The sequence below is a fragment of the Cupriavidus sp. F041 genome, from assembly GCF_057814235.1.
Genome location: NZ_JBVASY010000001.1, coordinates 3375800 through 3400889, shown reverse-complemented (window position 1 = coordinate 3400889; position 25090 = coordinate 3375800). Strand labels below are relative to the sequence as shown.

The 25090-nt window shown below is 62.3% G+C and carries 25 protein-coding genes and 2 pseudogenes; 15 read left to right on the top strand and 12 right to left on the bottom strand.

Annotation, left to right across the window (positions count from 1 at the left end; all coding sequences use genetic code 11):
- The first annotated feature begins 9 nt into the window (after window positions 1-9).
- Window positions 10-513 (top strand): hypothetical protein, encoded by a 504-nt coding sequence (locus ACZY0R_RS15650; protein WP_488859246.1) that lies wholly within the window; start codon window positions 10-12, stop codon window positions 511-513.
- A 251-nt stretch (window positions 514-764) separates the two neighbouring features.
- Window positions 765-1796, top strand: a complete 1032-nt coding sequence (pstS, locus tag ACZY0R_RS15645) for a phosphate ABC transporter substrate-binding protein PstS (protein WP_488859245.1) — start codon at window positions 765-767, stop codon at window positions 1794-1796.
- Between the two features lie 48 nt (window positions 1797-1844).
- Here the strand turns inward: pstS and ACZY0R_RS15640 are convergent, their stop codons facing one another.
- The 3 genes from ACZY0R_RS15640 to ACZY0R_RS15630 all read right to left on the bottom strand — a co-directional run bounded on the left by ACZY0R_RS15640 (window position 1845) and on the right by ACZY0R_RS15630 (window position 3351).
- Window positions 1845-2099, bottom strand: coding sequence for a hypothetical protein (locus ACZY0R_RS15640; RefSeq protein ID WP_045240166.1), 255 nt, complete (start codon window positions 2097-2099; stop codon window positions 1845-1847).
- A 111-nt stretch (window positions 2100-2210) separates the two neighbouring features.
- A complete protein-coding gene (locus tag ACZY0R_RS15635; protein WP_488859244.1) occupies window positions 2211-2498 on the bottom strand; it encodes a XapX domain-containing protein in 288 nt (95 codons plus the stop codon).
- A 166-nt stretch (window positions 2499-2664) separates the two neighbouring features.
- Window positions 2665-3351, bottom strand: a complete 687-nt coding sequence (locus ACZY0R_RS15630; protein ID WP_488859243.1) for a hydrolase — start codon at window positions 3349-3351, stop codon at window positions 2665-2667.
- Between the two features lie 338 nt (window positions 3352-3689).
- Here ACZY0R_RS15630 and ACZY0R_RS15625 point away from each other — a divergent pair, with 338 nt between their 5' ends.
- On the top strand, window positions 3690-4232 hold the full coding sequence (locus ACZY0R_RS15625) for a DUF2726 domain-containing protein (protein ID WP_488859242.1): 543 nt from the start codon (window positions 3690-3692) through the stop codon (window positions 4230-4232).
- 332 nt (window positions 4233-4564) lie between these two features.
- On the opposite strand, the gene ACZY0R_RS15620 is transcribed toward ACZY0R_RS15625, so the two are convergent.
- Window positions 4565-4915, bottom strand: a complete 351-nt coding sequence (locus ACZY0R_RS15620) for a DUF6788 family protein (protein WP_488857120.1) — start codon at window positions 4913-4915, stop codon at window positions 4565-4567.
- A 42-nt stretch (window positions 4916-4957) separates the two neighbouring features.
- Here ACZY0R_RS15620 and ACZY0R_RS15615 point away from each other — a divergent pair, with 42 nt between their 5' ends.
- The 5 genes and pseudogenes from ACZY0R_RS15615 to ACZY0R_RS15595 all read left to right on the top strand — a co-directional run.
- Window positions 4958-6679, top strand: coding sequence for an IS1634 family transposase (locus ACZY0R_RS15615; RefSeq protein ID WP_488859241.1), 1722 nt, complete (start codon window positions 4958-4960; stop codon window positions 6677-6679).
- 19 nt (window positions 6680-6698) lie between these two features.
- Window positions 6699-7463, top strand: coding sequence for an NYN domain-containing protein (locus ACZY0R_RS15610; RefSeq protein ID WP_488859240.1), 765 nt, complete (start codon window positions 6699-6701; stop codon window positions 7461-7463).
- Window positions 7464-7582: 119 nt separating this feature from the next.
- The gene (locus ACZY0R_RS15605; protein ID WP_488859239.1) at window positions 7583-7999 is read left to right on the top strand and encodes a helix-turn-helix domain-containing protein; all 417 of its coding nucleotides are present in this window, start codon (window positions 7583-7585) and stop codon (window positions 7997-7999) included.
- A 271-nt stretch (window positions 8000-8270) separates the two neighbouring features.
- Window positions 8271-10055, top strand: coding sequence for a group II intron reverse transcriptase/maturase (gene ltrA, locus ACZY0R_RS15600; protein ID WP_488857409.1), 1785 nt, complete (start codon window positions 8271-8273; stop codon window positions 10053-10055).
- A gap of 166 nt (window positions 10056-10221) precedes the next feature.
- Window positions 10222-10779 (top strand): annotated as a pseudogene (locus ACZY0R_RS15595) (IS630 family transposase); the annotation flags it as partial.
- A 525-nt stretch (window positions 10780-11304) separates the two neighbouring features.
- Here the strand turns inward: ACZY0R_RS15595 and ACZY0R_RS15590 are convergent.
- Window positions 11305-12285 (bottom strand): LysR family transcriptional regulator, encoded by a 981-nt coding sequence (locus ACZY0R_RS15590; protein WP_488859238.1) that lies wholly within the window; start codon window positions 12283-12285, stop codon window positions 11305-11307.
- A 190-nt stretch (window positions 12286-12475) separates the two neighbouring features.
- On the opposite strand from ACZY0R_RS15590, the gene ACZY0R_RS15585 reads away from it, so the two are divergent.
- The 3 genes from ACZY0R_RS15585 (at window position 12476) to ACZY0R_RS15575 (ending at window position 14968) form a co-directional block, all read left to right on the top strand.
- Window positions 12476-12934 (top strand): hypothetical protein, encoded by a 459-nt coding sequence (locus ACZY0R_RS15585; RefSeq protein WP_488859237.1) that lies wholly within the window; start codon window positions 12476-12478, stop codon window positions 12932-12934.
- An 8-nt stretch (window positions 12935-12942) separates the two neighbouring features.
- Window positions 12943-13923 (top strand): Bug family tripartite tricarboxylate transporter substrate binding protein, encoded by a 981-nt coding sequence (locus ACZY0R_RS15580; RefSeq protein ID WP_488859236.1) that lies wholly within the window; start codon window positions 12943-12945, stop codon window positions 13921-13923.
- A 511-nt stretch (window positions 13924-14434) separates the two neighbouring features.
- The gene (locus ACZY0R_RS15575) at window positions 14435-14968 is read left to right on the top strand and encodes a cupin domain-containing protein (protein WP_488859235.1); all 534 of its coding nucleotides are present in this window, start codon (window positions 14435-14437) and stop codon (window positions 14966-14968) included.
- A 196-nt stretch (window positions 14969-15164) separates the two neighbouring features.
- Here ACZY0R_RS15575 and ACZY0R_RS15570 read toward each other — a convergent pair whose 3' ends face one another.
- Window positions 15165-16049 (bottom strand): LysR family transcriptional regulator, encoded by an 885-nt coding sequence (locus tag ACZY0R_RS15570; RefSeq protein ID WP_488859725.1) that lies wholly within the window; start codon window positions 16047-16049, stop codon window positions 15165-15167.
- Window positions 16050-16200: 151 nt separating this feature from the next.
- On the opposite strand from ACZY0R_RS15570, the gene ACZY0R_RS15565 reads away from it, so the two are divergent.
- On the top strand, window positions 16201-17232 hold the full coding sequence (locus tag ACZY0R_RS15565; protein ID WP_488859234.1) for an NAD(P)H-quinone oxidoreductase: 1032 nt from the start codon (window positions 16201-16203) through the stop codon (window positions 17230-17232).
- A gap of 378 nt (window positions 17233-17610) precedes the next feature.
- Here the strand turns inward: ACZY0R_RS15565 and ACZY0R_RS15560 are convergent, their stop codons facing one another.
- The gene (locus ACZY0R_RS15560; protein WP_488859233.1) at window positions 17611-18528 is read right to left on the bottom strand and encodes a LysR family transcriptional regulator; all 918 of its coding nucleotides are present in this window, start codon (window positions 18526-18528) and stop codon (window positions 17611-17613) included.
- A 197-nt stretch (window positions 18529-18725) separates the two neighbouring features.
- Here ACZY0R_RS15560 and ACZY0R_RS15555 point away from each other — a divergent pair, with 197 nt between their 5' ends.
- Both ACZY0R_RS15555 and ACZY0R_RS15550 read left to right on the top strand, forming a co-directional pair.
- Window positions 18726-19490, top strand: coding sequence for an SDR family oxidoreductase (locus tag ACZY0R_RS15555; protein ID WP_045240158.1), 765 nt, complete (start codon window positions 18726-18728; stop codon window positions 19488-19490).
- Window positions 19491-19556: 66 nt separating this feature from the next.
- Complete coding sequence (locus tag ACZY0R_RS15550) at window positions 19557-19793, top strand: type II toxin-antitoxin system Phd/YefM family antitoxin (RefSeq protein ID WP_488859232.1); 237 nt, start codon at window positions 19557-19559, stop codon at window positions 19791-19793.
- 270 nt (window positions 19794-20063) lie between these two features.
- Here the strand turns inward: ACZY0R_RS15550 and ACZY0R_RS15545 are convergent, their stop codons facing one another.
- Window positions 20064-20354 (bottom strand): hypothetical protein, encoded by a 291-nt coding sequence (locus tag ACZY0R_RS15545; RefSeq protein ID WP_488859231.1) that lies wholly within the window; start codon window positions 20352-20354, stop codon window positions 20064-20066.
- A 450-nt stretch (window positions 20355-20804) separates the two neighbouring features.
- Window positions 20805-21047, bottom strand: a complete 243-nt coding sequence (locus ACZY0R_RS15540; RefSeq protein WP_488859230.1) for a hypothetical protein — start codon at window positions 21045-21047, stop codon at window positions 20805-20807.
- Between the two features lie 191 nt (window positions 21048-21238).
- Between ACZY0R_RS15540 and ACZY0R_RS15535 the strand changes: the two genes are divergently transcribed.
- A complete protein-coding gene (locus ACZY0R_RS15535) occupies window positions 21239-21877 on the top strand; it encodes a LysE family translocator (RefSeq protein ID WP_488859229.1) in 639 nt (212 codons plus the stop codon).
- Window positions 21878-21890: 13 nt separating this feature from the next.
- Here ACZY0R_RS15535 and ACZY0R_RS15530 read toward each other — a convergent pair whose 3' ends face one another.
- The 3 genes and pseudogenes from ACZY0R_RS15530 to ACZY0R_RS15520 form a co-directional block, all read right to left on the bottom strand.
- Window positions 21891-22805 (bottom strand): glutaminase, encoded by a 915-nt coding sequence (locus ACZY0R_RS15530; protein ID WP_488859228.1) that lies wholly within the window; start codon window positions 22803-22805, stop codon window positions 21891-21893.
- A 250-nt stretch (window positions 22806-23055) separates the two neighbouring features.
- Window positions 23056-24213, bottom strand: a complete 1158-nt coding sequence (locus ACZY0R_RS15525; RefSeq protein WP_488859227.1) for an MFS transporter — start codon at window positions 24211-24213, stop codon at window positions 23056-23058.
- 294 nt (window positions 24214-24507) lie between these two features.
- Window positions 24508-24660 (bottom strand): annotated as a pseudogene (locus ACZY0R_RS15520) (LrgB family protein); the annotation flags it as partial.
- Between the last annotated feature and the right edge of the window lie 430 nt (window positions 24661-25090).

The window sequence follows — 25090 nt, the reverse complement described above, 5'->3', positions numbered from 1 at the left end:
CCATTACGAGTGGAAATGCCCGTGCAGTATATCCACGATTTGTCGATAAATTGGCAACGTTTTGCACCATTTGAACCGGGGGATTTCCCTAAGTACCTGATGCGGACCGGGCAGGCGGCGATTTCCGGCGCGCCCTGCAGATCGGAGGGAATGCGCAGCCATGCCCGCCTGCCCGCTTGGCTGGCCGGCACCAGCCGCGGTACGCAGTCGGTGGCCGCCATCGCCATCCGGCTCGCGGACGGCGGCAAGGTCACGGTGCCCGCGCTGGTCGTGCATCACGATGCAGGACGGCTGCAAGCCGAAGTACAGGGACTGATGGACAAGCTCGCCAAGACGCCTAAGGCCGGCCCGCAACAACTTGGACGGCCCTTGCGAAGCCAGGGCATAGCGCGGCTTCATGCGGCTTCATGCGGCTTCATGCGGCTTCAACGGCTTCACGCCGCAGGTGGTGCAGGCGGCGGCGAGGTGAATCGGGGAGCGCGCGGCGCGAGCTTGCCGGTGCACCAGGTTTGATCCGATGCGCGAACACCTTTGCACGATTTTTTCGCTATACGTCCGATACGCGCACAACAGCAAGGATTCGAACACGGCGTATGACAGTTTCGTGACAGCGCCGCGCGAATTCGAAAAAAACGCCTTGCCGGCTGCACGGGACCAGGTGCTAGGATGAGCAAGTGACCTCCTCGGCGGAGCATGCACCGGCGCATTCCCCGTTCTCCGTTACTCGTTACCCACTCCCGATCCGCCGGCATGGAGGTTGCGATATGACTGGATCCCTGTTCTTTCGGAACACGTGGCGCCAAGCCACCCTCGCATGCGCGCTCGCGGGCTTTGCACTCGCTGCGCACGCTGGCGACATCACCGGCGCAGGTTCCACCTTCGTCTACCCCTTGCTGGTCAAATGGGCGGCCACGTATCACACCAAGACAGGCCAGGAGGTGAACTACCAGCCCACGGGTTCGGGCAACGGCATCCGGCAGATCAAGGCGGCCAATGTCACCTTCGGTGCCTCGGACATGCCCCTCAAGCCGGATGAATTGCGCGCTGCCGGGCTGGTGCAGTTTCCGCTGGTGATCGGCGGCGTGGTGCCGATTGTGAACCTGGATGGCGTCGCGGCGGGCCAGATTCGCTTTACCGGCCAGTTGCTGGCGGATATCTACCTCGGCAAGATCGCCAACTGGAACGACCCCGTCATCAGCGCAATCAACCCGGGCATTCACTTCCCCGACCAGAAGATCCTGGTCGTGCATCGCAGTGACAGTTCGGGAACGACGTTCAACTGGGCCGACTATCTGTCCAAGGTCAGCGGCGAATGGAAGAACAGCGTGGGGGCCGGCACGATCGTCAAATGGCCCGTCGGCGTCGGGGCCAACGGCAACGACGGTGTGGCCACTTATATCAAGAATGTCAAAGGGGCGATTGGCTATGTCGAACTGACTTACGCCTTGCAACGCAAACTGCCCTACGCAGCAATGCAAAACAGAGACGGCGCATACGTCAGCCCTTCACGCGAGAGTTTCAGCGCTGCGGTGGCATCCGTGAGCTGGACCCAGCAAACGGATTTCTACCAGGTCATCACGGACGCGCCCGGCACGCAGGCCTGGCCCATCGCCGGCGCCGTGTTCGTGATCATGCCGAAACTCCCGAAGGATCAGGCAAGCGCACAGAGTGCGCTTGCCTTCTTCAAATGGGCACTCAACGACGGGCAGGCCGACGCCGCTGCGGAGCACTATGTGGCGCTGCCACCCGGACTGGTCAAGCAGATCGAAACCTATTGGCGCGACAACTTCAAGTAAGCGTGGTAAGTCACGCAAGCGGGCAAGGGGATGCGCCTGGTGCGCCGGTCAATGCTCGGTACTGCCGGCCCTGGAACTCCAGTCGGTGTGATCGGACAGATAGTGCCTGTAGGCGTACTCGACCTCGGCATCGGCGTCCTCATGCGCCTGCAGCGGATTGTCCCAGCATCTGGTGCAGGTGTGCCGCGAGGAGGCCTCCGGCTGTACGCCCGCCGTGAATGTCACAAAGCCCCGGTAACGCCCCCATGGCAGTTCCTCGACAGAAGTGACGATAAAAAGATCGCCGCGCTGGTATGTCGCCATGACTGCGCTCCTGCATGCTGAAAGGGGAAATTCATTCTAGCAGCGGCGCATGGGATCACAACCCCGGCATTGTTCTTCGCTGATGCAAATCAAAATGCCGCGTCGCCCGGATCACGTGCCGTCCTTCTCTCCCGCAGTGGGCGCCGCCGCAGTCACTACTTTCGGAGACTCAGGGGGTGCACCGCTGATCTTCGGGATGCACTCGGAGCGGAACCACGCCACGGTGATCGGTTCCCCGGCCATGATGCGCCTGGCGGTCGGCACGACCTGCTCCCCGATCAGCATGCCAAGCAAGCCGACCAGGGCAATGGCGGGCGGAGCTGGCGAGCGGACCTGCAACAGCGCATAGATGATGCCAACCAGGATTCCCGCGCCCAGCGAAACCAGATAGAGCTTCATGACTTTCCTCCTTGGTAGTGTTGCGTGCCACAGCGCCAGTCATGCCAGGCGGTGGCGACAGTGCAATGAGGCGGCGGCGCCGGACAAATACCGGCAGCGCATCGTCCAACTCGGCGATACGCTGCCCGCTGCGTGTTCGCAGCAGGAATCGGATGGATCGAACTGGCTAGCGCGCGGGCACCGGCGCCAGCGCATCGTGCTTGCCGCTGGTGCGCTGCGCGGCCTTGTGCACCATCGTGTAAGCGTAGTCCACGCCCATGCCGTAGGCGCCGGAATGCTCCTTCACCAGCTTCATCACGGCATCGTAGGTATCGCGGTGCGCCCAGTCGCGCTGCCATTCGAGCATGACCTGTTGCCACGTCACCGGGACGACGCCCGCCTGGATCATGCGCAGCATCGCGTAATCGTGCGCTTCCTTCGACGTACCGCCCGAGGCGTCGGCCACCATGTAGATCTCGTAGTTGCCCTCCGCCATGGCGCACAAGGCAAAGCTGTTGTTGCAGACTTCGGTCCACAGCCCGGAGACAACCACCTTCTTGCGTCCGTTTGCCGCGAGCGCGTCGCGCACCTTCTGGTCGTCCCAGGAGTTCATCGATGTGCGTTCGAGCAGCTTCTGGCCAGGGAATACATCCAGCAATTCCGGATACGTGAAGCCGGAGAAACTCTCGGTCTCCACCGTTGTGATGGTGGTCGGGATATTGAAGATCTTCGCGGCCTTGGCCAGCCCGACTGTGTTGTTCTTCAACGCCTGGCGGTCCATGGACTGCACCCCGAATGCCATCTGCGGCTGGTGATCGATGAAGATCAGCTGGCAGTTCTGTGGGGTCAGTACTTCGAGCTTGGGATTCGTCACGATGTTCTCCGGGGACAGCAGGTTTCAGGCGAGGCAGCCTCGCCGGGATCAGTGTTTCGGATTGCGCGCCATGTGCGCTCGCGGGAAGCCGCGTGCAGTTCGCCTCGCGCGCGGAGCCTAACTAATATAGGAAGTCTTCTCGGGCGGACCAGCTTTTTTTGCTCTTCGCCGCATAGCGAGACGGGAGAGCCGAGGCGGCCGGGGTAACGGTATAGTTCAGGGGTCGGTCCGACGGCTGAGTTCGGGCAGGAGCGGTCCTTCGCTTGCACCCAGGCCATAGCGGCATTGCCAGCTTTCTGGGTTAATATCTCCCGAATAAGAAAAAGTCCGGGGGTCAAATGAAAGCGCTGTTCGCTGTCGCGATACTGGTCGCGGTCGGGCTGTTTCTTCTCGCACTACTCAAGGTGAAACGGGGTGGTGCCCCTGCCACAGCATCTTCGGGATATCTGTTTGCCCGGAGAGCGCCGTTCATGCGTAATGATGAGATCGAGTTATATGACAGACTCGTTATGGCGCTGAGAAACGCACATGTCTTTCCTCAGGTGTCCATGTCGGCCTTTGTTCAGCATAAGGGCAAGGCGCAGGCTACACGGAACATGTTTTCGCAAAAGTATGTGGACTATCTTGTCTGCGAACGTAAGACAATGCGGCCGCTGTATGTCATTGAGCTTGATGGGGCTTCTCATGGGTCCGCTAAGGCTCGCAAGCGTGATGCGCAGAAGGATCAGGTGCTGGCGTCGGCGGGGATTCCTATCAAGCGGTATACATCCAAGGATGTCGATTTCACGGTCATTCTTGGGGACTATGTTTCGGTGATTAGCCCTGCACTGCCTCCAGATACTGTCGCTGTGACTCCTGGCAGGATCGCTCAACAGCGCTAGGCGCTACCTTGCGCAAGGCACAAGAGGGGACGCCCAACACCAATTCACAGATATTGTCCGTGGCACCCCACTTTGGAGCCGCCGCTGAGCGGAGCCTGGCGACCGAAAATCATATTCATGCCGCCATGGGTGCGGAAATTACCAGGCCGAAAACCGGCTTTCGGCCAAAACATGCTCCCTTCCTTCCAGGAACAAACTTGCTGCGTCCGCCTTCAGGCTGGCTGGTGAGCGACGAAAAGTGAGAGAGACAAATGGCGAATCAAGTAACCACGGGGCTTACTTTCCGCAGGTCGCCGATTGAATTTCCGCGTAATTTCCCGGGCGCCGGTAGGTCAGGGTTTGCGGGGCGCTTCGGCGTCTATCAGGCGTTCGGTTTCGTCCTCCCAGGCCTGCATCAGCCTCTTCGCCTGCCGGTAGTTGGCGATGGCACGCCGTAACACGGCGGCTTGCTCGGGTGAGACCGTCCGATGGACAAGCTTGCCGTCTTTCATGTGCCCCCACTCATAGTACGGGCCGTGGCGTGCGTCGGGATCCTGCGCGCAGCGGCAGCCCGGCTTGCCGCAGACCTTCATGCGTTCCAGTAGCGTCCCGGAACACAGATAGTCGATCGCATTTAGCCTCTCCCGGATGCGCTCGATCCGCTCGCGAGCTTGCTTGATGATGGTTTCGGGACGGCGTGGCATAAACTTGACTTTTAGGCGTCTGTCGCTAAGCTTAGCGACAGAATGAAAGGCACGCAAGAACCTTCTCCGCACAAGGCTCGCTTCATCCTTCACAGCGAGCGATTGGGTCCTTTACCCCTCATCAATCACTTCATTCAACGCATTGGCCTGGAGGACGTGCTCGATCGACACGTCCCCTCGGACGCACGCTGTGCGGTTCCTCACGCCAGAGCCCTGGGCGTCCTGCTGCGCTCGATCATCGTCGAACGCGAGCCGATTTACCGCCAACACGACACCGTGCACGGCTTCGCCAGTGGGATGTTCGGCATCCATGCGGAGGAGATGGCGCACCTCGGCGATGATCGGCTCGGACGCGCGCTGGATCGGCTGTTTGACGCCGACCGGGCGGCCTTGTTGACCGAGGTGGCGTTGGCAGTCGGGGAGCGTTTCGGCGTGAACTTCGACGAGTGCCATAACGACAGCACTTCGATCCGCTTCTGCGGCAGCTATCGTGGCGCCTCAGGCCGCAAGATTCGCGGGCGAACCGCACCGGTGATCACCTATGGCCACTCAAAGGACCATCGCCCCGATCTGAAGCAGTTGCTGTTCATCCTCACCATGACCGCCGACGGCAACATCCCCATCGCGTTTCGCTGTGCCGACGGCAACGCGAGCGACTCGCGTACCCACATCGAGACCTGGAATACGCTGCGCGCCGTGGCAGGGCGCAGCGACTTTCTCTATGTGGCCGATTCAAAACTGTGTTCGCGAGAAAACACGGACTACATTGATCGCGCGGGCGGGCGCTTTGTTACCGTGATGCCCCGCAACCGGTTGGAAGACAGCGAGTTCCGCCACTGGATCCAGACCAACACCCCTGATTGGACCTGTGTGTGCGACCGCCCTAATCGACGCCACAGCGACGGGCCGCGCGACTGCTGGTATGTCTATCGGGCGCCGTTACCGTCTGCCGAAGCCTGGCCAGTCGTGTGGGTCTGGAGCCCGCTACTCACGCTACGCCAGGAGGCCCGGCGGCGCAGAAACATTGCCGCGGCCATTGAAGCGCTCCAACAGTTACGCGCGCGGCTCGCCGGCGCGAAGACGAGACTGCGGGGCGCCGCCGAGATCGATCTGCAGATCAAGGGGATTCTCGAGAAGCACCACGTCGGCCGCTACCTGAAAGTCCGCCGCACCGTGCGCGAAGAACATCAGTACAAGCAGACGCAGCGGGGTCGCCCCGGACCCGAGACCGCTTACCGCAAGATCACCAAGCGGCGCTTTGACATCGAGTGGACCACGGACGATGAGGCGATCGCCTATGACCACAAAAGCGATGGCATGTACCCGCTGATGACCAACGATCGCAGCCTGTCACCGGCCCAGGTGCTGGAAGCCCACAAGGGCCAGCCCATGATCGAAAAGCGCTTCGAACAGGTCAAGACCGTGCACGAGATCGCGCCCGTGTTCCTGAAGGACGAGGGCAGAATCGAGGCGCTCTTCACCCTCTACTTCCTCGCGCTACTCGTGCAGGCGCTCATCGAGCGCGAGCTACGTCTTGCTATGAAGCGCGAGCACATCGATGAACTTCCTCTGTACCCGGAGCAGCGTCAGTGCAGACGCCCCACTACCGAACAAATCTTACGTTTATTCAGTCTCGCTGAGCGCCACAAGTTGATCGAAGGTGCGCACACCGTGCAAGTCTTTGACGTGCCGCTCACGGATCTGCAGCGTCAGGTGCTCACGTTACTCGGCGTCTCAGAGCACGCCTTTCGGACGCCAGGCTAGCAACGAAATTCGCGTCAAATTGTGTCCTCGACGTGCGGAATGTAAGACGGGGGAAGTGCGTGTCGCGGTGCTAGTGGACTGCGACAATACGACGCCTGAGATTCTCGGACACGCCCTGCGCGTAGTCGCGCAGTTTGGCCGCGTAGTGCTGCGCAGAGGCTATGGCAACCATGCCACGCTGGCTAACAAATGGCAGGATGCGCTCGTGCGTCTGGCCTTCACGCCTTGCCTGCAATACCAGTATGCAGCCGGGAAGAATACAGCCGACATTGCCTTGGCACTCGACGCGATGGAAGCCATGTTCGATTCCCGCGCCGATACTTTCTGCCTGGTCACCAGCGATTCGGACTTTGCATACCTGTGCCGGAAGCTGCGGGAGCGTGGTGCTACGGTGCATATCGTGGGGGAAGCAAAGACTCCCGACGCGCTTCGCAATGCCAGCGACCAGTTTTTCGAATGGGTTCCGCCCGAGCCGGCAGGCGAACCGGCAGATCCCGCCAAGCCGAAGATAGCTGTTGCGCCCAAACCACCCGTAAAGCGCCGTCCGAAGGCAGTGATCAATGCGGTCGCACTACTGGCTGGGGGCACGCCTGATGGACGGGTTGGACTGGGGGCGTTGGGACAGTATCTTAAACGGACTGATCCTGCATTTTCACCCAAGGCATTTGGGCATGCGGCATTGTCGGACATGGTGCGGACGTATCCTGATCTCCTTATGGATCAGCCAAATGGGACCGGGATTTGGGTAAGTGTCAAACCGAAGGGAGATGGAGGGGAAACTTGAATTGAATAGGAATGCACACAGGGAATATGACCGCAACCGGCCAGTAGGCGACGTTCGCTAAGCGCCTCACAAGAAGTATCTCTATAATGTCGGGCCGAACAAGAACCGCGACATAGACGATGGCCGTATTGAAGCCGCTGGAACTGACGAAGGAAGAACGTACCGAGCTTGAGGTTCTGGCGAGAAGCCGCCGTGATTGGAGAACACGAGACAGGTCTCGGACGATTCTGATGTTTAGCAACGGCGTGCCAGCCAAGGAGATAGCCAGGCGGCAGGAGTTGACGTTGGAGGCGGTGTACGAGAGGCGCTATCGTTGGTTGGACAAAGGCATGGCGGGGCTGTCGGACGAGCCGCGTAGCGGTGCGCCGTCGAAGCTGTCGCCGGCGCAGGTTGAGCAGTTGAAGATGTGGGCGACGCAGGAGGCGCTGACGGCCGCGGAACTGCTGGCACGACTCGAAGAGAAGTTCGGGATTCGAGTTCATGTGCGACCTGAAAGTCGCTTGAGTTTCTGTTTCACTGGAGCAGGTATTACCTGATGAAACCGGTTGTTCCATCAACCGTTCCCTACCCGGGCATGCGGAGCCGGTAACAGCTCGGTGTGAAGCTCTGGGGACAACGTAGCCGCCGGATAACCGGTACGCCGAGCCGCGAGGTAAGGCGGAATCTGCCAGCACAGAGGCGGAGAGGAGCAAGGGATGAGTGGGTACGATCAACATATGTGAACTTCCGATAAACGTCGTCAGAATCAACAAGCCAAACGTGCTGACAGGCTTGGACCAAAACGGTACGCGGTGTGGAGTGGCCTTCGTGAACTGGGCCACCATGGACGACAAGCCGCCGGCGAAGAGGAAGGGTCCGCCCCGCTCGGAAATTCATGCGGAACAGGGTAAGCCCATCGCGGCGCCGGCAACGGCAGGCGAACCGCGAGGAACGCTGTTGGCGCGGTGGGTAAAGGAATGCGGAGAAAGCGAACGCCCGGCTGTAATGGACGGGATACGGGCTGAGACATCGCCCGACGCGAAAGCGGGCAGACTTCCGCGTGGTCATTCATGGCGAGATAACCTTGAACAATCGTTATACGGGGGAAAGCAGATGACGGCAACGGACGCGAAAGCTCCTGACGCTGGTGCACTCTCGAGCGCTGCGCAGATGTGGGACCATGCAAACTGGTCGCACATCGAAGCAGAGGTGAAGCGACTTCAGATGCGTATCGCCAAGGCCGCTCAGGAAGGCCGATGGGGCAAGGTGAAAGCATTGCAACGTCTGCTAACCCGCTCGCATGGCGGCAAGATGCTCGCCGTCAAGCGTGTGACGGAGAATCGCGGTAAGAGAACGCCGGGGGTGGACGGCAAGATATGGTCATCCCCGGCGGCCAGATGGAACGGAATGCTGTCGCTACGACATCGCGGCTATCGTGCGATGCCGTTGCGGCGTGTCTACATTCCCAAGAGTAATGGGAAGAAGCGTCCGTTAGGAATCCCGTGTATGCGGTGCAGGGCGATGCAGGCCTTATGGAAGCTCGCTCTGGAACCCGTCGCGGAGACCCTTGCAGACGCCAATTCCTACGGCTTTCGGCCCGAGCGCTCGACCGCCGATGCCATCGAACAGTGCTTCAACGTTCTGGCCAAGCGTGCCTCGTCAGAATGGATTCTGGAGGGTGACATTCGGGGCTGTTTCGACAACTTCAGTCATTCCTGGTTTCTGGAGAACGTACCGATGGATAAGGAGGTTCTGCGCAAGTGGCTTCGAGCCGGATATATCGATGAAGGAACCTTGTTCGAGTCACAAGCGGGCACACCCCAAGGGGGTGTGATCTCGCCTGTGATCGCGAATATGGCGTTGGACGGACTTGAAGCAGCAGTTCATGCAAGTGTGGGCACATCCACACTTGAGTGCAGAAAGGCGCAGCTCAACGTCGTCCGCTATGCCGATGACTTTGTGGTGACTGGCGTATCGAAAGATGTGCTGGAATCCCGGGTACTTCCGGCAGTCAGGCAGTTCATGGCGGCTCGGGGTCTGGAGCTCTCGGAAGAGAAAACCCGGATCACGAACATAGCGGCGGGTTTCGATTTCCTTGGCCAGAACGTGCGCAAGTACGACGGCAAGTTGCTGATCAAGCCAGCGAACAAGAGCATCAAGTCGCTGCTTGACAAGGTCAGGGGAATCATCAAGGAAAACGCGAGCGCCACGCAGGAGGCGTTGATACGACAGCTCAACCCTGTGATCCGGGGATGGGCCCAGTATCACCGTCACGTCGTGTCGAAAGCGATCTTCTCCTCAATCGACTCCCACATCTGGCAACGGCTCTGGAGATGGGCGAAGCGTCGTCACCCCATGAAAGGAGCCCGATGGGTCCGGCAACGGTACTTCCGGCGCGACGGATACCGGTCCTGGGATTTTGCAACAGAGGGTTCAACCGAGGGTGACACCTGCGGCCTGCAACTCTTCCGCGCAACGACCGTCGCGATCCAGCGACACGTCAAAATCCGGGGACTGGCCAATCCGTTTGACCCGGCATGGGCCGCCTACTTTGCCCGCCGTCGAACCGCGAAACGTTCCGCTGGTCTGCCCGGTGCCACACAATGGTGCTGAACGAATGGCTTGAGCCGGATGCGGGGCGACTCGCACGTCCGGTTCTTAGGGGGCGGCGACGTAGTAATGCGTCGCTGCTACCCGACCGCAATACGCTGACAGGGATTCTCAAACGGGCGGGGCTGGTATGGAAGCGAACCCGGCATAGCTTAAAAAAAAGCGGGACGAACAGCGGTTCCGACAAGCCCAATCCGAAATTGGGGAGTTGGTCCAGCAAGCCCAGCGTGGCGAAATCGAACTCGCCTACGTAGACGAAGTTGGCTTCGCGCAAGCGCAGCCGAATCGAAGTGCGTGGACACCTGTCGGGGAGCAACACATGATTGAAGCCCGGCGTGGTAAGCGTCTGAACGTGGTCGGAGCACTGCTGTCCTCGGGAGAACTGTTTGCAGCGAAGTTGTGGGAGACGATGACCTCGATGCTGTTCGCTGGATTTCTCGGCCTGCTGGTCGAACACGTCGGCAAGCCGCTGACCGTGATTCTCGACAATGCTTCGGTCCACACGGCCCGCGCACTGCGGCCTTATCTCCGGCTGCTACAAACGAAAGGCTTGACGTTGTATTTCCTGCCACCGTACAGCCCGGAGCTCAATCGCATCGAGAAGCTCTGGCACAAGATGAAATACGAGTGGCTGGCCTTCAAGGCCCGCGACACCAAAACCCTTGAAGCTGATGTCGATGTAATCCTTCAGGGATTTGGGGCAGACTACAGATTCACTTTTTGTTGAAAGCTTATCGCTGAGGCCATGTCATTCAGCGGGCGGCATCGCTTCCGAAGGCGTCACCCGCCATCAATTTTTAGTCGTCGGCTTATCGGCTGGTACGGCGCGTCGGCGCGGCCGCTGTCGAATTGCTCAGAAGAGTCGGGAGGCGCCGACCGGGCCCGCGCCGACATTACTGACGGCGTCGTCCCAGTTGGAGATCCCTGCGTCCGAACTCGATTGCCTCAGGTCCGTTACTGTCTCTTCGCACGGCTGGGCGAACACTGGTCCTCGCCCAGCCCGATGTCCATTCCGACGTGATACTGAACATTGACCCAGTCGTGCCGGCCCAGCCGACAGGAGAGCCAGACGGCGCCGGCGTGCAGTCGATCTTCAGCCTTGCCAGGCCGTCATCAGCCAATTTTTGGACCTGCCTCCTGCAAGCGGCGGAGGGCGCCGTACCGTAGCGACACTTCGCCGAATGCCGCGTGCTTCTGCTGCGATGGACGGGTTCTCATTATGGTGGCGTGCTTGAAACCCATTTATGGATTTTTATGATGTGCCTGCAACCCGCCCGCCCTCTGGCGCCACTGTACCGTTGGTCGGCGAGGCATGCGCAATCGTGACCTCCTTCGGATCGAACTGCTGGAAGGCGTCGCGCAGGAACTGCAGGGACGCGGCGATGCGCGGTACCCGGCCGGACCCGCGGCGATACATGGCGTAGATACTGAAGCTGTTCACGCACGACCAATCCGGCACGGCGCGGCGCAATTGCCCGGTGGCAAGCAGCATGGGATCGAAAGCGCCAAGGTACACCAGTCCGGCGCCGGCGATCGCGCCGACCAGTAGCCCCTCCCGATCGTCGGAGACCAGCGCGGGTTCCACCTGAACCGACTTGCGCAGGCCATTGCGCTCGAACGTCCAGGTCTGGATCGGCTGCAGCAGCCAGGGCGGCCTGAACACCAGGCAGCGGTGGCGGACCAGGTCGTCCGGGTCAGTCGGCATGCCGGCCCGCTCCAGGTAGGCGGGCGAGCCGTAGACGTGGGGACGCCCCTGCCCGAGGCGCACGGCCACCAGGTTCGACGGCGGTGGCTCGCCGACATGCAGCAGCACGTCGATATTCTCCGCGCGCAATGCCCGTGCATCCTGGGTCATCCGCAACTCAAGGCGCAGGGCAGGATGGCTGTCGAGGAAGGGCGCCAGCCGCGGCATGACCACGTGTCGGTTCAGCGCGGCCGACAAGCCGATGCGGACGGTGCCATCGACCCTGCCCGCGCTCGGCATCACGCTGACTTCCAGGGCCCGCAACCTGTCCAGCAGGTCCGTCGCCTGGCGATGCAGGCGCTGGCCGTCCTCGGTCAGTTCAAGGTGGCGCGTGTTGCGGTTGAAGAGCGTGACGCCCAGCACCTTCTCCAGTTCGCCGACCGCCCGGCTCACCGCCGAGGGGGTGAGATCCATCGAGTGTGCGGCCGCCACGAAGCTGCCGGCATCGGCAGTCCGCACGAACATCTCGAAGCGGCGAATCCGGTCCATACGGAGCTCCAGTCCAGCCAGGTGGGCGCCAGAACTTCAACGATTCGTGAAATTCTCGCACAGGCGAAATGCCGGCGTGGTTATCGACGCCGTTCCTTCCGGCGCCTAGATTTGAGACGCCTCACGGACAGTCTGCCCCTCAGCCGCGGCTGCGCCGGGCCGGTCGGGACAACGGTTTTGGAGTGATACCATGAATCAGAAAGGCAAGTGCGCAATGCTGTTGGCCTCGACGCTCGCCGGCGCCTTGCCCGGGCGGTCTCCGGCGCAGACTCCGGCCTTGTGCACGGCAATGGAAGAATCAGCCGAGTGGGCCATGGAGCATGATGCAGTCGTGGCCGCACCTGCGAATCATCGCGTGATCTATGAAAACGACCAGATCCGCGTGCTGGAAGTCACGGTGGCACCGGGCGAGCGCGAGAACCTGCACCACCACCAGTGGCCAAGTGTCCTGATCGTGGACAGCCGGCCGAAGTACATCAACTTCGACCTGAGCGGCAAAGCGATCCCTCCAGCCATCCAGGGCAACCCGGAGGTGCCGGTCGCGGTCAGGTTGCCGGTTTCGCAAGCGGAACACGCCATCCACAATGTCAATACCAGGCCCTTCCATGCCTTCCGTATAGAGTACAAGGCGCTGTGCCAGACACCATGAGACTCACCATGATCCCCCAGCTTGCCGTTGCCCGCATTGCCCGCTGCCTTCTGGCCATCCTGGCGAGTGTCGCTGCCTGCCTGGCAGTCGCCCAGCCCTATCCCTCCAGGCCGGTCCGCTTCGTCAATGGCAGCGCCCCCGGCAGTGTCATCGACGTCGTCACGCGTCAGGTGGCCGACAAGCTGGCGGCTGCGTTACAGCAACCGGTCATCGTCGAAAACCACCCCTCCGCGGGCGGCATCGCGGCCCTGGACATCGTGAAGAAAAGCCCGCCGGATGGCTATACCCTGAGCATGGTCCATTCCGTGCAGATGAGTGTCGGCCCGAGCCTCTTCCCGAACCTGTCCTACGACCCGGTACAGGACTTCTCGCATATCGGCATCCTGTTCCGCGGGCCCCAGGTTCTGGTGGTACGCCCGTCGCTGCCGGTCAGGTCGATGCAGGAACTCATCGCCGCCGCCCGGGCCAATCCAGGACAACTGCGCTACAGTTCCCCGGGCAACGGCACCCCTACGCACGTCTATATGGAACAACTGAAGGCGGCCACCGGTGTGGATATCCAGCACATTCCATACAAGGGCCCTGCCGCCACCATGGCCGTCATGAGCGGAGAGGTCGATGTCCTGCTGGAAGGCGTGGCGCCCTTGTTGCCGCAGATCCGCGCCGGCAAGCTCCGGCCGCTGGCGATCACCGGTACCCGGCGGCTGGCCGTGCTGCCGGACACGCCAACCCTGGCCGAACTCGGCTGGCAGGGCTTTGACGCGGTCTGGATCGGCGTGGTGGCGCCGCGGGACTTGCCCGCGCCCATTGTCAACCGGCTGAACAAGGAACTGGCCGCGGTCATGGAGTCCGCCGACATTCGCAGCAGCTACGAGCAGGTAGGCAGGGTGATCGAGCCTGGCACCCCGGAAGCGATGACTTCGGCGATCCGGCAGGAGGTCCCACGCTGGCGCGAGGTGGTCCGGCAGGCCGGGATCGCTTCGAACTGAGACGACGCGGGGTGGCACAAGTGGTACGGCCCTGACTCTTGCCTGACCACGCGCTGCTCAGTGGGTATCGGGCGTACTTCCCGCGCTGTGTGTTGCCGCAGTCCCGCATGTCGAACGGGCCAGACCACTAGCCGAACGACTAAGGCAGTCGCAATGGCTGCCTGAGCATTCACTGACTAACCCCGATCGCTTCTGGACCTGCTCTACCGCGCCGAGCCGAAAATAAAGAGCCGCAATGGCGGCTGCACCTCGGAAGCGGTCGTCGCGATGAACCAGACCCGAACGACCGGTTGGGGTCGACTACGGAAGTTCGGAGCTGAGTCGGGGCGATCGAGCGCTGGCCGGCGACGAACTTCCGGGTTCGGCCATAAACAGCCATTGCGCATTCAATCAGCTTTTCCGTGGCGGCCCTCGGCTGCATGCAGTATGTTTGCATTATCGAGCCAGCCGTCTGCGCCAAGACTGGTAGCTAGCCACACATCTCAGATTTGTTGCCCCGGCGACTCCGCTGATGACACCTTTCCTGTTCGGAGTATTCGCGATGACCACAGACGCATCCACTCTTGAGCCAATCGCAATTGGTGGCCTGACAGTGCGCTATCTCATAGACGGATCGGCCACGAAGGGCATGGGCGTCTTCGAGTTGACGATCGCGCCGGGAGCAAACGTTCCGCCACCACATAGTCACACCCACAATGAAGAATGCATATACGCCTTGGAGGGGCTCATCCGCTATTCCGTTGACGGTGTTGTCAGGGATCTGGTGCCGGGTCAGTGGATGCATACACCCAAGGGCTCCGTCCATGCGTTCAGCAACCCTCATCAAGCCACTGCCAAGGCACTAATCGTCCTTACCCCTGACCTGGGTGCGCAATACTTTCTGGATGTACAGGGAGTTGTGAATGCCGGCGGGCCGCCAGACCGCCAGAAGTTGTTGGCAGTCATGTCCAGCTACGGGCTCGTTCCTAGCGCCCCGATTCCAGCGGTCGCCCAACGATCGGTTGAAGAGGATGTGCCCACGTCACAAGGACGCCCCTTGACCTAAGCGTTGAATGGCAGCTTTCCGCTTCGCCGAAAGGCAGCCGGGTCGGGAAGAGACGACCGGGTAGCGGCGCGCCGAGGTCCCATGCCGGCCATGAGGCGACGGTCGCGATGTCGCATTGAACGGCAGACATTCTGCATAAATCGGGCGCTCGGGCATGTAACGCGACACGCAGCAGCCGAAACTAAGTCGTGCGTGCCTATTTTGTGTGGGTTGTGTGATCTTCGAACGCGGAGACGATGCCGTCAATCATTGCTACGATGCGCGCGGTATGCCGAAGGTCTTGATGCGTGACGAGCCAGATTTCGTAGACCGCCCCACGTGCGGGTTCCGGCCATATCTGCACGAGGCCGTCGTGTTCAGCCAGATGTATCGGAAGCTCACCGATGCCGAGGCCGGCCTTTACCGCGGTACGCAGCATGAGGCTGGAATTGAAAGTCGATACGATGCGCCCCGCGTGTATCGGTTCGCCAGCAAGAGTCGGTGATCGATGACCGGTCCAGTTTCCCTGATAGACGACAAGATCGTGGCCCACGAAGGCGGAGCCAGCGGCGGGCTTGCCGTGCTGTTCGAGATAAGCATTCGATGCAAAGAGCGCCATGGGCCAGCGAGCCAGGCGCCGCGCGACAAGATCGGGATTATCCGGCCTGACTGACCGGACCGCGATATCCGCTTCACGCTTTGCCAGATTCAGCACGCGCGTCGACGTGTCCAGCAGGACGCGCACTTCGGGATGCGCAGCATGCAGGCGTTCGATGGCCGGAAGCAGGAATTCGAGCGCAATCGAGTCGGTGCTGGTGACTCTTACGTCCCCCGCAAGCCGTGTATCCGTGCCTTGAGTTCGTCTGACGAGTTCGTGTGCGGAGTGTTCCATTTTCTCCGCGGATCTCAACGCGGCCTCGCCTGCGGCGGTCAACGCGTAACCCTCAGAGGTGCGCAGGAAGAGCGTTGCACGTAGGGCGTGCTCTAGTGCCGCGATCCGTCTGCCGACCGTCGCCTGATCGAGATTGAGCGTCCTGGCCGCTCCACGGAGCGTTTTTTCACGCTCCACCGCGAGAAACACTCGCGCGTCATCCCAGTTCATCGTGCCGCCCTCCTGATGCAAATTTGCATCCGGCAGCATGAATAATGCTGCACATATTCATCAACGTCGAGGCCTAAACTGAACGCAAGAGTTCCTCGTTCAATGATCCGCCCGGATCAATCGAGCCTCATCTGTAGAAGGAATGGTATCCATGTCTGCTTCAACTTATCGTGTGCCCTCGTCCATGACGGCCATTGAGATCAAACAGCCCGGTGGTCCTGAGGTCCTGGTGCCGACTACGCGCGCGGTGCCGATGCCGGCCGCCGATCAGGTTCTGATCCGCATCCACGCGGCTGCCGTGAACGGTCCAGACGTTTTCCAGCGCAAAGGGCTGTACGATCCGCCCCCCGGCGCTTCGGACATTCCGGGGCTGGAAGTGGCAGGTCAAGTGGTCGCCGTTGGCTCCGACGTGTCCCAATTCCGGATCGGCGAACTGGTGTGTGCATTGATTCCCGGTGGTGGCTACGCGGAATATGCAGTCGCGCACGCCTGCAACACGATGCATATCCCCAAAGGCCTGACGTTGGTGGAAGCGGGGGCCATGCCCGAAACGTTTATGACGGTATGGCTGAACCTGTTCCAGCGCGGCAAGCTGGTTGCCGGCGAATCAGTGTTGATCCATGGCGGCGCGTCAGGTATCGGTACTACCGCGACCATGCTGGCGAAGGCATTCGGCGCTGCGAAAATCATCACGACGGTTGGCTCGCAGGCGCATCGGGAGGCCAGCCTGGCGCTAGGCGCAGACCTCGCGATAGATTACCGCGAGGAAGATTTCGTCGCCGAAACGAAGCGGTCTACCGATGGAAGAGGCGCCGACGTGATCCTCGACATCATTGCCGGCGACTACGTGGCCAGAAACTATGACGCTGCAGCCATGGACGGACGGATCCTCCAGGTGGGCGTGATCAAGGGGCCGGCGAAGGATCTCAACGTCTTGCCGATGTTGACGAAACGTCTGACGCATATGGGCTCGACATTGCGATCGCGCACATCCGCGGACAAGGCGACCATCATCAATGAACTGGAGCGGCAGGTCTGGCCGCACATCGAGAGCGGCAAGATCAAGCCGGTTGTCTACAAGGCCTTTGCGCTTGTCGACGCTCGCGGCGCCCACGAACTGATCGATTCCGGCACACACTTTGGAAAGATTGTCCTTACGACAGGTGCCGATCTCATTGGCTGAAGTTTGGCTTGCCGGTTTCGTGATGGACGTGAGGAAAAAGCGTTACTTTTAAAGGTCGCGGACCGTCTCACGATCTGCTCGACGATCGGCCAAAGTCGGTTCGAAAGCGGACGGAGGTGGATCGCGCCTGAATGGCTCAGACTGTTTAGGCAACAAGTCCGGCAGGTCACGCAAGCTGGCAGCGGCGTTTGGTGCGTGATCGGACAGGAAGAGCCGGTCACCAATTGCCACGCGCTCATCCAACCGGTACTTGGTCCTTTTTGTCCGGCCTGTGATACCGCCCTGGTCTACTCCCAAAAGTCTACGGGCCGCGGCACGGGAAGACGCGGTGCAAAGTCACGCCACCGCCTGGCACGAATGTTATCGCGCCGCAGGCGGTCATTCCGCTGGACGGCCCCCTGCATCCCAGTACGGCGGGTCGCCGATAGCCTCCCGTATGCATTGCGCAAAGGCGCGCAGCTTGGCCGAAGCACGCTGGCCCTCGGGGTGCGCCACGTAGATGGATTCCGCCGCCGCCTGAACGCCCGCGTCGATCACCTGCAGCGCACCGGAACGGATCGATGCGCCGACGATGAACGTTGGGAGCAACGCGATGCCCAGGCCCGCCAGGGCGGCGTCGTGCATCATGTCGCCATTATTGACGCGCAACGCAACGTGCGTGCGAACCGACAGCGCGCCATCCGGGCCCGCGAGGCGCCAGTCGGCCACGCCCCGGTTGACGTAGAAGATGCCACGGTGCTGCTGCAAGTCCTCGATGGCGCGAGGCGTGCCCTGCCGTGCCAGATAGGCCGGCGACGCAACCAGGACGCGCCGGCTCGGGGCAAGCTGCCACGCCACCAGCCGCGAATCCTCCAGCGCGCCGTGCCTGACCACGGCATCGTAGCCCTCGGCGGCCGCGTCCACGCGGCGGTCATCCAGGTCCAGCGTCAGTTCCAGCTTCGGGTGCCTGGCAAGGAAGGGATAGAGCGCGGGGCCGAGATGCATGCGGCCAAACGTCACCGGCGCGGAGATCCGCAAGGGGCCGGCCAGGCTGCCGCGCCGCTCGGCCATGTCGGAGGTGGCCTCCTCGACCTCGCGCATGATGCGTGCCGCCCGCGCCAGGAATGCCAGGCCGTCTTCGGTCAGGCTGAGCTTGCGGGTAGTCCGGTGCACCAGGGTGGTGCCCAGCTGCCGCTCGATATCGGCCAACCGCTCGCTGACAACGGATTTCGACAATTGCAGGCGGCGCGCCGCTTCGCTGATCGACCCTGACTCCGCGATGGCCACGAAGCTGGCGACGCCCTCAAGTTTCAACATTGTCCGGTTTTCCCGAAAAGCAGTTCCGTGATTCGCACTCTACCGCGAACAGCCACGGCGAACCATACTGGGTATCGAAAGCAAAAGGTGATCCGGCGTTGCCGCGACTCACTATGCTGATTATTCGAAACGCAAACCCCTATGTATTAATGTGCCCCCATGCGACGTTGTCGCCAGGCGCGAACCAGGAGATCGAAATGGGACGCTTGTCCGGAAAAACCGCCATTGTCACCGGAGCCAGTTCCGGCATCGGCCGCGCCACGGCGCTGTTGTTCGCCGCCGAGGGCGCCAGGGTTGTGGTTGGCGCGCGCCGCGCGAGCGAACTGGACCAACTGGTCTCGGAAATCCACGCGGCCGGAGGCGAAGCGGCGGCGCTGGCCGGCGACGTACGCTCGGAGGACTATGCCAGGGCGCTGGTAGCGCTGGCCGTCGAGCGCTACGGGCGGCTGGATATCGCCTTCAACAATGCGGGAACCTTGGGCGAAGGCGGCCCCAGCACCGAGGTGTCGGAGACGGGCTGGAGCGACGCCATTGCCATCAACCTGACTGGCGCCTTCCTGGGCGCCAAGCACCAGATCGCGCAGATGCTCAGGAATGGTGGCGGCTCGGTAATCTTCACGTCCACCTTCGTTGGCTACACCTTCGCCTTTCCGGGGGTGGCAGCCTACGCGGCCAGCAAGTCCGGCCTGATCGGGCTGACGCAGGCGCTGGCGGCCGAGTTCGGCCCGCAAGGGGTGCGCGTCAATGCGATCCTGCCGGGCGCGGTGGATACGGAGATGTACCGCACGATGAACGACACCGCCGAATCGCAGAGCTTCATCACCAACCTCCACGCACTCAAGCGCGTGGCAAAGCCCGAGGAACTGGCACGGTCGGTACTGTACCTGGCGTCGGACGACTCGGCCTTCGTGACCGGTACGGCTTCGCTGGTCGATGGGGGTGCGTCGATTACGCGGACTTGAGCGAAGGCATGCACATACTGAACCGACGCATTGGACTAACATTGGCGTAATTGAACGGGAGCGGCTATGCAGATCGTTAACCTCGAAGAGGCGCAAGCAAACCTTTCTTGGCTGGTTGATGGCGCTTCTCGAGGCGAGGAGATCGTCATCACCAAGGACGGATTGCCAGCCGCGAGGCTGGTTCCGATGGAACGGATCAAACCGGCGCGCCGCTTTGGTGCATTGAAAGGCCAGGTCCATATCGCGGACGACTTTGACGCACCGCTGCACGATGACGTGATCGCTACGTTCGAACGCCATTGAAGCGCATTCCGGCTAGCGGCTTACCGCTCCCCACTGCCCATCAGGGGGCGGGCGCAAGGCGAGGTTGACAGACCGGACGAAGACAACGGCTAGCCCGAAGGCTCCCCGCCTTGGCCCGCTTGCAAAGCATAGCGCGGGACGCCTCGGCACCGTGTAGGCGCAACAAAATGTCACACCCGCACAAGCAAGCCGGCCTCAGTGCCCGAAGCATGCAGCAAAGTCTTCAATCACGACCTGTGCCAGCCGCTTGCACCGCCCCTCCGGCGCAGTTCATCCGTCGCTGGCCTGCTCCTTATCCTCCATCGCTGCGAGTTCGCCCAACACCAGCGTTTCGTGCGCAAGCACGGCCGCAAGTGAGAGCAGATGACTCTGGGTCTCGTCGGTAAGGTTGCTGAAGGTGCCGCCCGCCGCGTTCTCGACGGCCACCGACAATAGCGCGTTGAGTTGCGCGGTTTTCTCAGCTGCGAGGCTTAGCGGGCTTTCGGATGCGGCATGCGCGGTCAGGAACGTGTCGCGGCCTGCGCGTTGGGCGGTGATGTTGTAGCGCGGGTAGTTATACATCGTGCGCCCTCCGTTGGAACGCGCGCGGGCGCTGGCAGATGACGGTCGGTTTGGGAGCTGCAAATCGCCCGGAATGGGCGAGCGAAGACTGGGGCATGGGAGTGCCTCCTTTTCACGCGGCTTCGATACCGCTCCCCGCTGCTAATCGGGGTGGGCGGGCGCAAGGCGGGGTTAGCAGACCGGGGAAAAGGAACCGGCGAGCCCGAAGGCTCCCCCGCCCAGGCCCGCCCGTAGGGACGTGCAAAGGCGTGACGGACAAAAAAATGCCGCCTGGCGGCGGTTGTCCGCCTTTTCCACGGGCTGCTAAACCCGGTCACTGTGGTTGCAGCGACGTGCGAAGTATAGCGCGGGGCAATACGGCCCAACCCGGCCGCTACAAAACGTCACACCCGCTACGCCATCAAAGCGCCACCAGCACCATATCGATGCTGCCAGCCTTTCAACGGCAACCTACGCCAGCCGCTTGGCCAGCTCCGCACCATGGGCAAAGCCAGCCACCTCGGCCGCCTCCGCCGTCGGGAACAGGTCCGTCACCTTCGATGACTCCAGCAAGGTCCCCGCAGCCCGGATATTCGTGCCGGGGCGGCAGACCCGGACCGTGTATTCCCAGACGTTGGGCGTTCTGGCCCGTACCTGCACCTGTACTTCGTGTGTCTCAAAAACCCGCTTCTTCCATGCAATCTCTTTGATCATCGCTGTCTCCGATTCTTATTGGAGAATCGCAACGTCGCCAAGGGCACGCCATTCGTTGAATCGTGCCCGTCACAAGCGCGATGGCGCCTGCGGGCTATCGTTGGAATCTATCCGCCATCGTATCAAAAGTTGGTATGTCTGCTCTATGATGCCAGGCAATGTCACCGCCCTGCCGCACGCCAGATCAGACCATGACACTCGCCACCCTGCTCCTGTTTCTCTTTGCTTCCGCCGTGACCATCGCCACGCCCGGCCCCACCGTCCTGCTCGCCCTGAATAACGGATCGCGCTATGGCGTGCGCAAGGCATCGTGGGGCATGGCGGGCGCGATCGCTGCAGATATCATCCTGATCGCCACCGTTGCGGCCGGGCTCGGCGCAATAATCGCAGCGTCCGAGATGGCCTTCGAGTTGATCAAATGGTTCGGCGCAGCCTACCTGGCCTATGTGGGATGGAAACTGCTGCGCTCCGGCAATGTACCGGCCACGGCACCGGCGGAATTCGCGGCGGCCGTGGATAGTGGCCGGGCACATGTGTTGTTTTCACGCAGCTTCCTGGTAGCCGTCACCAACCCGAAGGCGTTGCTGTTTATTTCGGCGTTCCTGCCGCAGTTCATCGACACCAGCGCGTCCTTGCTCTCACAGTACGCCGTTTTGACGGTCGCGCAATGCTTGCTGAACCTGCTCGCCATGCTGGTGTACGCGGCCCTTGGCGCCAGGATCGTGCACGCCTTCCACGGCGACGGGTTGCGCTGGCTGAATCGCGTATCCGGCGGCACGCTGATGGCACTGGCGGGCGGACTGGCGCTGTTCCGCCGCACACAGAACTGAGGCCCGGCCGGGCTCAGAAAATCGAATGCCCGCTTAGAGTAGTCAGCCACTCCAGCGCCTGCACACCCGCCAGCGAGTTGCCGCTATGGTCCAGCCCCGGCGACCACACGCACACCGCCCAGCGCCCCGGCAGCACCGCCACGATGCCGCCGCCCACGCCGCTCTTGGCCGGCAAACCCACCCGGTAGACAAAATCGCCCGCGGCATCGTAGGTGCCGCAGGTGAGCATCAGGGCCGAAAGCCGCTTGGCAGGGCTGGCGCCGAGCACGCGCTCGCCGCTCCATGGCACCACGCCGCCGTGCGCAAGGAACAGCGCCGCGCGCGCCAGGTCTTCGCAGGTCATGGCAATGGCGCACTGGCGGCAATAGGCGTCGATGACTTTGTCCACCGGCATATCCAGCCGGCCAAAATCCTTCATGAAGTAAGCCATGGCGCGATTGCGGTCCGCGTGTTCGCGCTCGGACTGCGCCACCTTCGGGTCATAGTCGATGCCCGGGTTGTTGCAGAGCCGGCGGATGAACTGCACCAGCGCGGTCTCCGCCTGGACGAAGCGGCTGCACAGTACATCCGTCACCACCAGCGCGCCGGCGTTGATGAAGGGGTTGCGCGGCTTGCCTTGCTCGTACTCCAGCTGCACCAGCGAGTTAAAGGCATTGCCCGAAGGTTCTCGCCCTACCCGCTGCCACAGCTCCTCCCCCAGCAACTGGAAAGCCAGCGTGCAGGCGAACAGCTTGGAAATGCTCTGGATCGAAAACGGCACCGCAGCGTCGCCCACGCAATGGCTGCGGCCATCGGCAAACACCAGCGCCATGCCGAAACGCGTGGCGGGCACCTTGCTCAGTTCGGGGATGTAGTCCGCCACCCGCCCCTGGCCCAGCAGGGGCGCGATGTCGCGGTGGATGCGTTGGAGGATGTGTGCGTAGTCCATGCCGGGGTCGCCGAGCCGCTCTGTTCCGGGCCGCCGCGGCCGGACAACATCCGGGCCGCCAGCGGGTTCCGCGTATCGTACAACGAGACATGGCCCGGCGCGGTGCCCCGGTGGCATCGTTGCAGGTCCTGGCTTGCACCGCCCGCAGCGCCTGTGCCGGATCGGCACCGAGCAAATACCTGCGCAAGCTGGCCGGATGTTTCGCGCGATGGGCGCCGCTGCCCCCCCAACCCACGGCCTTGCAGCGGCCTTACGCCGCCACCCGCTGGCCCCGGTCCAGCGAGGCCGACACACCAACCGCCAGCAATGCCAGCGCGGCCACCGCCGCACCCAGCCAGGGCAGTTGAGTCAGCGGCAGGCCCGCGCTGATCATCAACCCGCCCAGCCACGCGCCGGTGGCGTTACCCAGGTTGAAGGCGCCCTGGTTCAGCGTGGAAGCCAGGTTGGGCGCGCCCTTGGCCTTGTCGAGCACGCGCACCTGCGTGGCGGGAACCACCGCAAAGCTCACCATGCCCCAGACAAACAGCGTGAACAGCGTCGGCACCGGGAAATGGCTGGCCCACGAGAACACCAGTTGCACCACCGCCACCGCAGCCAGCAGGCTGGCGAGTGCCGGCATCAGCTTCCAGTCGGCCAGCTTGCCGCCGGCCAGACCGCCCACCGTGATGCCTGCGCCGAACAGCAGCAGCACCATGCTCTCCTGCTGCGCGGTGAAGCCGGTCACGTCGCGCAGGATGTAGGCGATATACGTAAACACCGTGAACATGCTGACCGAAGCCAGCGTGCTGATCAGCAATGCAAGCTGGACCTGGGCCGCGCCGATCGAGCGGAATTCGCGCAGGATGCTGCCGGCCTGCATCGGGATGGCCTTTGGCAGCCATGCCACCAGCGCCGTGGCAGCGGCCACGCCGATCACGGTGACAGCCCAGAACGTGGAGCGCCAGCCCATCAGGTGGCCGAAGGCGGTGCCAAACGGCACGCCCAGCACATTGGCCACCGTCAGGCCGGTGAACATCAGCGCGACAGCCTGCGCGCGCTTCTCGCGCGGGACCAGTTCGGCGGCCACCACCGCGCCAATGCCGAAAAAGGCGGCATGGCAGAACGCCGTGACCACGCGCGCGGCCATCAGCAGTGCATAGTTGGGCGCCAGCGCGCACAACGCATTGCCGAGGATGAACAAGCCCATCAACCCGACCAGCGCGGTCTTGCGCGGCCACCTGGCGGTGAGGATGGCGAGGATGGGCGCGCCCACGGCCACGCCGATGGCATAGCCGGAAACCAGCATGCCGGCAGCGGGCGCGGAGACGCCGAGATCGGCGGCGACATCGGGCAACAGCCCCATGATGACGAATTCGGTGGTGCCAATGCCAAAGGCCGCGGCAGCCAGCGCGAGTAGCGGTAATCGCATGATGTTGTTATTGAAGGACGAGAGAGATCGGCGAAGCTTGCGCGCCTGGCGAAGATGGACGTTGCGCACGCCGCGGCGAGAAGGACAGCACGCCGCGTGCATGTGAAAGGCGCTTTGCGGCACGCCGGCACGATTGCGCAAGTCCGGCATTCTGCGCCAATTTCGCGCGGGACGTTGGCCGCCCCGCTAAAAACCTTGTGCCCGAAGCGGTCACAAGGCGACTGGCTACGCAGTACTACTCAGCGGATTCGCCCGTGCATTTCTGTCGACCGCGCAGTACTACGCAAAGCCGTCTCAAAAGAACACGCTGCGGATCAGCGGTGCCGCCAACACGCTGACCAGCCCGGCGATCATCATCACCAGCGATGCCACCACGCCCTGCACTTCGCCAAGCTGGCGCGCCCTGGCCGTGCCGGCGCCGTGCGCGGCGGCGCCGAAGATGGCGCCCTCCATCGGCGGTGAAAGACTGCGTTGCTGCCCCGCTTGTGGCACCGGCGAAGGCCGCCGCGTCCACGTTCCTGCCGCCAATGAAGATGGGCGCGGTAAACCTGCTCGCACCGCAGGCATAGGTGCCGCTGGCGGGCAGGCTGTCGAGGTTGTTGGCCAGGATGTAGTGACAGGCAGCGTTCGGCACGCCGTCCAGCGTGGTGATGGTACCCCTGGTTACCACCCCCTTGGTCCAGCGACCCTGCGCATAGCCGCGCATCGCCGTTGATATCGAGCGTTGCGCGTTCGCCGATCAGGCTAATGTTGTTATCACCGTCATCGCAACGCCGTTCCAGACATAGCGGGCCAATGCTGACTTGACAAACGGTGCGGTAACGCTGCCGCGATCGGTGGCAGCGGGCTTCTCCACAGCAGGAGCGCCGCCCGCACC

Excerpts from the sequence above, each read along its gene's own strand:
- ACZY0R_RS15620 (WP_488857120.1), bottom strand. The coding sequence starts at position 4,915 with ATGCCACGCCGTCCCGAAACCATCATCAAGCAAGCTCGCGAGCGGATC.
- ACZY0R_RS15590 (WP_488859238.1), bottom strand. The coding sequence starts at position 12,285 with ATGGACCGGATTCGCCGCTTCGAGATGTTCGTGCGGACTGCCGATGCC.
- ACZY0R_RS15550 (WP_488859232.1), top strand. The coding sequence starts at position 19,557 with ATGCAGATCGTTAACCTCGAAGAGGCGCAAGCAAACCTTTCTTGGCTG.
- ACZY0R_RS15580 (WP_488859236.1), top strand. The coding sequence starts at position 12,943 with ATGATCCCCCAGCTTGCCGTTGCCCGCATTGCCCGCTGCCTTCTGGCC.
- ACZY0R_RS15545 (WP_488859231.1), bottom strand. The coding sequence starts at position 20,354 with ATGTATAACTACCCGCGCTACAACATCACCGCCCAACGCGCAGGCCGC.
- ACZY0R_RS15525 (WP_488859227.1), bottom strand. The coding sequence starts at position 24,213 with ATGCGATTACCGCTACTCGCGCTGGCTGCCGCGGCCTTTGGCATTGGC.
- ACZY0R_RS15555 (WP_045240158.1), top strand. The coding sequence starts at position 18,726 with ATGGGACGCTTGTCCGGAAAAACCGCCATTGTCACCGGAGCCAGTTCC.
- ACZY0R_RS15530 (WP_488859228.1), bottom strand. The coding sequence starts at position 22,805 with ATGGACTACGCACACATCCTCCAACGCATCCACCGCGACATCGCGCCC.
- ACZY0R_RS15615 (WP_488859241.1), top strand. The coding sequence starts at position 4,958 with ATGAAAGGCACGCAAGAACCTTCTCCGCACAAGGCTCGCTTCATCCTT.
- ACZY0R_RS15605 (WP_488859239.1), top strand. The coding sequence starts at position 7,583 with ATGGCCGTATTGAAGCCGCTGGAACTGACGAAGGAAGAACGTACCGAG.
- ACZY0R_RS15560 (WP_488859233.1), bottom strand. The coding sequence starts at position 18,528 with ATGTTGAAACTTGAGGGCGTCGCCAGCTTCGTGGCCATCGCGGAGTCA.
- ACZY0R_RS15535 (WP_488859229.1), top strand. The coding sequence starts at position 21,239 with ATGACACTCGCCACCCTGCTCCTGTTTCTCTTTGCTTCCGCCGTGACC.
- ACZY0R_RS15585 (WP_488859237.1), top strand. The coding sequence starts at position 12,476 with ATGAATCAGAAAGGCAAGTGCGCAATGCTGTTGGCCTCGACGCTCGCC.
- ACZY0R_RS15635 (WP_488859244.1), bottom strand. The coding sequence starts at position 2,498 with ATGAAGCTCTATCTGGTTTCGCTGGGCGCGGGAATCCTGGTTGGCATC.
- ACZY0R_RS15540 (WP_488859230.1), bottom strand. The coding sequence starts at position 21,047 with ATGATCAAAGAGATTGCATGGAAGAAGCGGGTTTTTGAGACACACGAA.
- ACZY0R_RS15640 (WP_045240166.1), bottom strand. The coding sequence starts at position 2,099 with ATGGCGACATACCAGCGCGGCGATCTTTTTATCGTCACTTCTGTCGAG.
- pstS (WP_488859245.1), top strand. The coding sequence starts at position 765 with ATGACTGGATCCCTGTTCTTTCGGAACACGTGGCGCCAAGCCACCCTC.
- ACZY0R_RS15565 (WP_488859234.1), top strand. The coding sequence starts at position 16,201 with ATGTCTGCTTCAACTTATCGTGTGCCCTCGTCCATGACGGCCATTGAG.
- ACZY0R_RS15625 (WP_488859242.1), top strand. The coding sequence starts at position 3,690 with ATGAAAGCGCTGTTCGCTGTCGCGATACTGGTCGCGGTCGGGCTGTTT.
- ACZY0R_RS15575 (WP_488859235.1), top strand. The coding sequence starts at position 14,435 with ATGACACCTTTCCTGTTCGGAGTATTCGCGATGACCACAGACGCATCC.
- ACZY0R_RS15570 (WP_488859725.1), bottom strand. The coding sequence starts at position 16,049 with ATGAACTGGGATGACGCGCGAGTGTTTCTCGCGGTGGAGCGTGAAAAA.